Source organism: Microcoleus sp. POL10_C6 (genome assembly GCF_036701585.1).
Classification (GTDB): domain Bacteria; phylum Cyanobacteriota; class Cyanobacteriia; order Cyanobacteriales; family Microcoleaceae; genus Microcoleus.
This window is the reverse complement of sequence record NZ_JAUBRB010000046.1, coordinates 49130-55921: the sequence shown is the minus strand read 5'-3', so window position 1 is coordinate 55921 and position 6792 is coordinate 49130. Positions and strand designations below refer to the sequence as shown.

General features: G+C 45.8%; 7 protein-coding genes. 5 read left to right on the top strand and 2 right to left on the bottom strand.

Features of this window, described 5'->3' with window-relative positions:
• The first annotated feature begins 266 nt into the window (after positions 1–266).
• From QUA34_RS22275 to QUA34_RS22260, 4 genes are all read left to right on the top strand, one after another.
• Positions 267–554, top strand: a complete 288-nt coding sequence (locus QUA34_RS22275) for a nucleotidyltransferase domain-containing protein (protein ID WP_333389253.1) — start codon at positions 267–269, stop codon at positions 552–554.
• Complete coding sequence (locus QUA34_RS22270; protein ID WP_333389252.1) at positions 532–789, top strand: HepT-like ribonuclease domain-containing protein; 258 nt, start codon at positions 532–534, stop codon at positions 787–789. The genes QUA34_RS22275 and QUA34_RS22270 overlap by 23 nt, the downstream gene beginning before the upstream one ends.
• Entirely contained in the window at positions 782–1141 is a 360-nt protein-coding gene (locus QUA34_RS22265) for a hypothetical protein (RefSeq protein WP_333389251.1), read from the top strand. The genes QUA34_RS22270 and QUA34_RS22265 overlap by 8 nt, the downstream gene beginning before the upstream one ends.
• A 1258-nt stretch (positions 1142–2399) precedes the next feature.
• Positions 2400–2846 (top strand): hypothetical protein, encoded by a 447-nt coding sequence (locus QUA34_RS22260; protein WP_333324447.1) that lies wholly within the window; start codon positions 2400–2402, stop codon positions 2844–2846.
• A 225-nt stretch (positions 2847–3071) separates the two neighbouring features.
• Here QUA34_RS22260 and QUA34_RS22255 read toward each other — a convergent pair whose 3' ends face one another.
• Complete coding sequence (locus QUA34_RS22255) at positions 3072–3626, bottom strand: cyclic nucleotide-binding domain-containing protein (protein WP_333324445.1); 555 nt, start codon at positions 3624–3626, stop codon at positions 3072–3074.
• A gap of 329 nt (positions 3627–3955) precedes the next feature.
• Entirely contained in the window at positions 3956–4939 is a 984-nt protein-coding gene (locus QUA34_RS22250; RefSeq protein ID WP_333324444.1) for a DUF1517 domain-containing protein, read from the bottom strand.
• Positions 4940–5239: 300 nt separating this feature from the next.
• On the opposite strand from QUA34_RS22250, the gene hemB reads away from it, so the two are divergent.
• On the top strand, positions 5240–6223 hold the full coding sequence (gene hemB / locus QUA34_RS22245) for a porphobilinogen synthase (protein WP_333324442.1): 984 nt from the start codon (positions 5240–5242) through the stop codon (positions 6221–6223).
• Positions 6224–6792: the final 569 nt, after the last annotated feature.

Genomic DNA, 6792 nt, shown 5'->3' with positions numbered 1-6792 from the left:
TTTAAATCACCCTAACCTTCCTTCAGTCTTGTCTTATGGTACTCTGGCTGCTTAAAAACTGTCCGGAGTATTGATCAGTAAGTCTAGTAAATTTTGTTTGCATCGAAAACTTAAATGTGTCTGGGATGCTCAAGTGTGGTAAATTAGCGGCTGCTATAGCAATGCTTGGATTCTCTGAATTTTGTAGTCTGAGGTTGACTCGCCCATGATTGAGTTACAAGCGGATTTACAATCTCTAGTGAGCGATCGCCTAAAAGTTTCTTTAGATGCGATCGCGCAATTTTGCCAGCGCTGGAACATTGTCGAGTTTGCCCTGTTTGGCGGGCGTGCTGCGGGATGATTTTCGCCCTGATAGCGATGTGGATGTATTAGTTACTTACGAGCCCTCGCACCGCCTCACGCTGTCTCATTTATTGAGTATGCAGGAAGAGATAGAGGATTTATTTCACCGTTCTATAGATTTGGTGGAAAACAAGCAGTTAAAAAATCCCTATCGGCGATCGAACATTTTGAAAACGCATCGAGTGATTTATGCCAGCGAACGATCGGGATAGCGCTTCACTTTGGGACATGGCGCAAGCAATCCGTCGGATTCAACAGTTTACTGCTGATGCTTCTTACGACACTTACCTGGAAAGTGTTTTTATGCAAAGTGCCGTAGAGCGGCAGTTGGGGATTTTGGGCGAAGCAGCTCGCAGAGTTTTGATCGAGTTTCAGCAGTTTCATCCCGAAATTGATTGGCGAAATGCGATTAACTTACACAATATTTTAGTTCACCGTTATGATTAAAGTCCAGGAGCTTCTAGCGAACGAGAAAATCACCTACGACCAAAGCATCTACACACCGATAGTCACATTGTGGGTGATGATATCCCAGGTACTCGCTCCCGACAAAAGTTTGAGTGGGGCCGTGAAGCGGATGAGTACGTGGCTCAGTGCCGCCGGAGTCCAGCCTCCTTCTTCTGATACCGGGGCATACAGTAAAGCTCGTCAGCGACTACCAGATAAACTCGTTCAACAGTTAGTACCCATAGTCGCAGAGGAAGAGAGAAAAGCAAGTTCCCATAGAACAACAATGGTGTGGACGACGGGTGCGGGTACTAGATGGGACAAAAGTGTTGATGAATCATACTGCTGCTAATCAAGCCGAGTATCCGCAACACAGCAATCAAAAAGCTGGGTGTGGATGAACCATCGCTAAAATAGTGGTACTCTTTTGATTGCTCACGCTTGGCTGTGGTATCCGCTGGCATAGCTGACGCAGGTGAGCAGTGAGATTGTGATCAGCCGTTTGATTTATGCAAATTTAGTCCCCGACGATGTGATATTGCCAGAGCAAGCTTAGGGTAATTATGTCGATTTATTTGTGGTGAAACAGCCAGGAGAATATGCTGTTTGCCGTAAAAATCATTTCCGTAAAACTGACTTAAGGGCGGGGAAAAAAGTTGGAAATTGGCGCTCAAAAAGTCGTCGGGAATCAGCCCCAACATTGTCCCAACCCACATGACTTTGGAGGAATTCGAGGCATTGCCGTCTAGTTTCATCGTCCGGAAAGTATGGCGAATTAAGCGCCCTGGCTTCAGAGCTGAGCCTATCATTGTAGTGACAATATTGGTGGATACCAAACGCTATACTGTTGAAAAGTTGACTTGTTTATCTGGGTTTCGTTGGTCGGCAGCAGCAGTTAATTGACCCTATATCAAAACTACGTTAAAAATGGAGATTTTAACAGCTAAAACTCCGGTGATGGTGAGAAAAGAAATCTGGACATACTGATTAGCTTACACTTGATTACGTACCATTATGTGGCAGGCTGTATCTTTGTCAGAAAATACAGTTTTTCAACTCTCATTCCAATCAACTTTCGCAGCAGTTTAATCTGTTATTGATGCTGTTGGCAACTACAGGAAAACGCCAACAGCGACAATGGCGTCAATTACTTTTGGAACAGGTGGCAACTAATTTACTCACGATTCAACCTGAGCGTTCTGAATCTAGTGTTTGGAAACCCAGGCCGAAACCGTATCCTCGAATGCAGGAACCTCCCTCTGTCTTGAAAGCTAAACGGAGGGCGTGATTAAGCCTTTTTCTGTGCCATTGGACTTTAGTCATGATAAAAATCTGAAGACCCAAGTCCTCACTACAAACCCCTTGATTAGAGGTAATTGACCTGAAAGGATATTATCTGTCTTTAGATAGATGTCAAAGAGTAGGAAAATGTGAAATTTTCAATAAAAAGAGAAATTTATCAGTCTTGAGGAAGACTCACTAAATGTATGGGAGATTGCAGCAATTTCTCGCAAACTATAACCAAAGATAGTTTGTTAATGAGTTAGCTTACACTTATTATTTAAACATAAGCCAAAGACCTTTTTGAAAAGATAACTCAGGAATAAATCATGACTAATCGCCAACCAATACCCCCCAAAAAAGAAGTTAGCAAATCAACACCTGCCGACGAACAAATCGAAGCCAATATGGAAGCCCCCCACTACGACAGGGGCATTACTCCTGCTGAGACAGCAGCGCGGCAAGAACGGGAAGGTGCTAACTTCATGCACACAACCACCGAAGGGAAGCAGAAGAGTGCAAAAACTGATGACCAAACCGATGACGAAAGCATTCACACTACAGATGGTTATACAGTAGACAAAGAAGGTCTAGTTAACAATTACGCGATAGAACCGGAAATGTACATCAACGAACCGGGCGATTTGAGAGCAAAAGAAGAAGCCGAAGCTGAAGAACGCGCTCGAATTCTCGCAGAAATCAAAGATAAAAAAGGCGAAGAAGGAAAACTGACAATGGATGCAGACACCCGCGGCAAAGGGCCGGGCATTATCTAGATTGTGTGCTTGGTAGTTGCATTTGGGCGCGCGAGGTTGCAACGGCAAAGCACAGGGGCGGGTTTTTATAGTTCCGGCAATTATCGATCGATATTTCCGGTACGACCCGCCCCTATTTCGTTTTGCACATCTGTTTTTTGAGTTGAGAAGTTACATCGTACATCTCTCAATGACCGTATCAATCGGCAAGTTTTCAGACCCAGCTTAAAAACGCCTTAAAATTGCTTAAGCTTTAACATTTTCCCTCAGCCAATTAAACTTAGCCTCAGCTAGCGCCAAATTTTCCATAACGTTAGGATTGATATCCTCTCGTTCAAATTCTGGTTGATCTAATTCTATATTGCGACCATATTCTATATGTCGGATCGTACCGCGCATTCTGTCTGCCAGACACAGTGAAATTCCATAATAAAACCGGGATGCAAAGCCCATATCGTTTTGAAGTTTGATGACTAACTGCCGCCTAGGAATTGCCAGCAAGTGAGTTTCTTCTATTGCCTTCACCGTTGCCAAAGGAGGGCGAGCATCAATGAAAGAGACTTCTCCCACCAGTTCTCCGCTGGCTATTTTAGCGAGTTCTCTAGTCCGCTCAGCCTCGATTAAAACGCTCAAACTCCCATTCAAAACAATGTAGAGCGCATCTATCTGTCTCCCTTCATAGATCAAAATCCCGCCCGGATCTAGAACTTCCTTTTTGCCTTTTTGGACGATCCAGTTGATATCGTCATTATTTAACTGGCTCAAAATAAAAAGTGCTTTTTTTCTGCTGCTGTCGGCCATAAGTTTTAGCTCTCGATCGCTTCTTATTTATATAAAATTTAGATGACGCGCGAGCGCAACTTCTTCCGAAGCAGTCCTCGCTTAATACATTTTTTTTATCCTGCCTAACTTCTTCGCAAAACCCATATCGGGCAGGCTTTGCCAATAGCGGATGAATCACGCTGAAACATAATCTCTCAATACTAGCATTTGTTAAACAATCTTTTTTAACTCGATCGACCTCCCCAACATCCCGCGAAATTCCCGTCTCAAAAGCAATGGGGTTAACCCGCCCAGCTTGGCTGCAGGATGGGGCGCGGCAGACAATGCTCCGCGCCCAGTCTTGCTCACTAAATCGATCGCAAATCAGGATAGCCGGCCAACATATCGTCAGCAGTCAGAGTGTCCCCGTTGGCTTGAGGAGTCCACAGCACCTCAACCGCCAGCAACTGCTCGCTCGATACTCCCCCAATCTGACGCAAAGCTTGGCGCAAATCTTCAGAGTTTTTCACTGCTGGCAATTGCAATTTACCTTGAGTACCGACAATCACCGTCACCACAATAAATTCCCCAGGATCTGAATTCAAATCAGAAGCAACCAGCGCCCCATTTTCCTGCAAACCTGGCAGGATATTGCTGCTCCCTGCTTGCCGGAGCTGATTGTTATAATTCGAGAGCGTTTCTTCAGTAAATTTGCTGCGTTCTGCCAAAGAAAATTGATTAAACTTAGCTTCGGCTGCTTCCAAGCGAGTTTGCACAGATTCAGCGCCCGCGTAAGCCCAGTATTCAGGATGCCGCAGCAGCGCCAGAGTAGATTCTTGCAGCACTTGAGCGCGACCTGCTGCGGTATCGGTATCCGCTTTTAGCGCTAGGGAGTCGAGTTCGGTCTGCAAACCGCGGGCCTCTGCTAGCAAACCGACTTGCAAGCGGGCGACAGATACCGTGGTAGTGGAGGCGCTGTTGCCGAGTTCGTCAGTTCCGCCCCCGGCGCGGCGGAAGCTTTGGACGAGGAAATTAGCAATCGAGATAAAAATCAAAATCGAGAACAGGCCGCCAAACCCACCCCCAAAGCCAAAAAACGGCAGCAAGAACGGGAAACCGAAGCCACCTCCAAAGCCACCACCCGGATAGTAGCCCCCTCCCGACGGTGCGTAAGTGCGACTAGGAGACGAGTAACTGCGCGCCGGAGCTCCAAAAGATCCGCCCCCGATGCGTCCTCCGCTGCGGGCCGCCAGAGCTCCATCAGCGTTACCGAGGGCTAGCGTCAGTACCAGACCGATCGCAAATAGTGATTTCAAAAGCGGTTTGATCTTTGAAATTAGTTGCTTGTACATAAGACCGTTACTATTCGATACATTTATAATTTACAGTCTATCCTCGCTTCTGGGCAGCCTGGTTATAGGTATGAAGCCAGCGAGATATCCGTACCAACCCATCCAACCACAGTTAGGCCTGAGTCTGCAAACGAGAAACCCTAGAAAGGACTGGCATTCCTGACTACGAACAATGGACATCGCGGGTTTTACAGAAGTTTACTTATGTAAAGGGCGATCGGCCAACAATAAGCTCTAGACTTTTAAAGAAACGCCGCGAGTCCTCAAAAACAGGGCTTTATCTACCGTAAAAAAAACATTATGTTTCCAACTCACCGCCCCCGCCGCCTCCGCAACCATCCCCAACTCCGCCGGATGGTACGCGAAAATATCTTGACAACCAGCGATTTAATTTACCCCCTATTTGCTGTACCGGGGGAAGCTTTTGCTAAAGAAGTCACATCGATGCCGGGAGTTTACCAGCTATCGGTAGACAAAATAGTAGAAGAAGCAAAAGAAGTCTACGACCTCGGCATTCCCGCGATTATTTTATTCGGCATTCCCGCAGATAAAGATACAGACGCAACAGGTGCTTGGCACGATTGTGGCATCGTCCAAAAAGCGACGGAAGCAGTTAAAAAAGCCGTACCAGATTTAATCGTCATGGTCGATACTTGTCTGTGCGAATATACCAGTCACGGTCACTGCGGCTATTTGGAAGTCGGAGATTTAAGCGGCCGCGTCTTGAACGATCCCACACTAGAATTGCTGAAGAAAACCGCAGTAGCTCAAGCTAAAGCCGGTGCAGATATTATCGCACCTTCGGGAATGATGGACGGTTTTGTCGGCGCAATTCGCGAAGGATTGGACAGTGCTGGATTTGAAGATATTCCCATCATGTCTTACGCGGCAAAATACGCCTCAGCTTATTATGGCCCGTTCCGGGATGCTGCAGATTCTGCTCCGCAATTTGGCGATCGGCGCACCTATCAAATGGACCCCGGAAACGGCCGCGAAGCTCTGAAAGAAATTGCTCTCGACATTGCCGAAGGCGCAGATATGCTCATGGTTAAACCGGCTTTAGCTTACATGGACATCATCTGGCGCGTGAAGGAAGCAACTAACCTGCCAGTTGCTGCTTACAACGTTTCTGGGGAATATGCGATGGTGAAAGCCGCCGCCCTCAACGGTTGGATAGATGAAGAAAGAGTAGTGATGGAAACTTTGACAGGATTCAAGCGTGCTGGTTGTGATTTGATTTTGACTTATCACGCCAAAGATGCCGCCCGCTGGCTGCAAAACTGATTCACTTGATTAGAGATTAGAGATTAGAGATTTGACTCCACCGCACAATCTTCGGGTGTTTTCGTGGAGTCAATACCTCTATCGATAGATGGTTTTTGAGCAATTAGGCAAGACACTAGCTATAGCTTACGCTTACCGATACACGACGCATTGAAACCGGGTTTTTACCGTTTCAGTGGGCTGTAACTGAGATATTGCACCATTCTCAGGAACAGGCTTTCCCGCCTGTTCCCCAAGAAAATTCACTCTTTGTGGAACAGGCCGGAAAGCCTGTTCATAAAAAGCTTATTGAGAATGGTGCAACATTTTAGTTGTAACGAAGTATTGCTAGGAAAAAACCCGGTTTCTCTATAGACAAACTCCAAACCCCTAAAAAATCAGTCATTCCCATCTAAAATCTCAAATAGTATGAGTTATAAGTTGGGAATTTTGACTCAAAGACTTTTTTACAAAATTTACCCCAAAAAGTATTAATAATCACCGAAATTAGTTAGAAAATATGTATAACTAAAAATAGTTGTGTAAATGGGAATTCAACCATTGATCATTCCCAAGCAAAATCAACTTTC

What these genes read in the sequence shown, in the direction of transcription:
- QUA34_RS22275 (WP_333389253.1), top strand. Translation starts at nt 267, where the DNA reads ATGCGATCGCGCAATTTTGCCAGCGCTGGAACATTGTCGAGTTTGCCC.
- QUA34_RS22270 (WP_333389252.1), top strand. Translation starts at nt 532, where the DNA reads ATGCCAGCGAACGATCGGGATAGCGCTTCACTTTGGGACATGGCGCAA.
- QUA34_RS22265 (WP_333389251.1), top strand. Translation starts at nt 782, where the DNA reads ATGATTAAAGTCCAGGAGCTTCTAGCGAACGAGAAAATCACCTACGAC.
- QUA34_RS22260 (WP_333324447.1), top strand. Translation starts at nt 2,400, where the DNA reads ATGACTAATCGCCAACCAATACCCCCCAAAAAAGAAGTTAGCAAATCA.
- QUA34_RS22255 (WP_333324445.1), bottom strand. Translation starts at nt 3,626, where the DNA reads ATGGCCGACAGCAGCAGAAAAAAAGCACTTTTTATTTTGAGCCAGTTA.
- QUA34_RS22250 (WP_333324444.1), bottom strand. Translation starts at nt 4,939, where the DNA reads ATGTACAAGCAACTAATTTCAAAGATCAAACCGCTTTTGAAATCACTA.
- hemB (WP_333324442.1), top strand. Translation starts at nt 5,240, where the DNA reads ATGTTTCCAACTCACCGCCCCCGCCGCCTCCGCAACCATCCCCAACTC.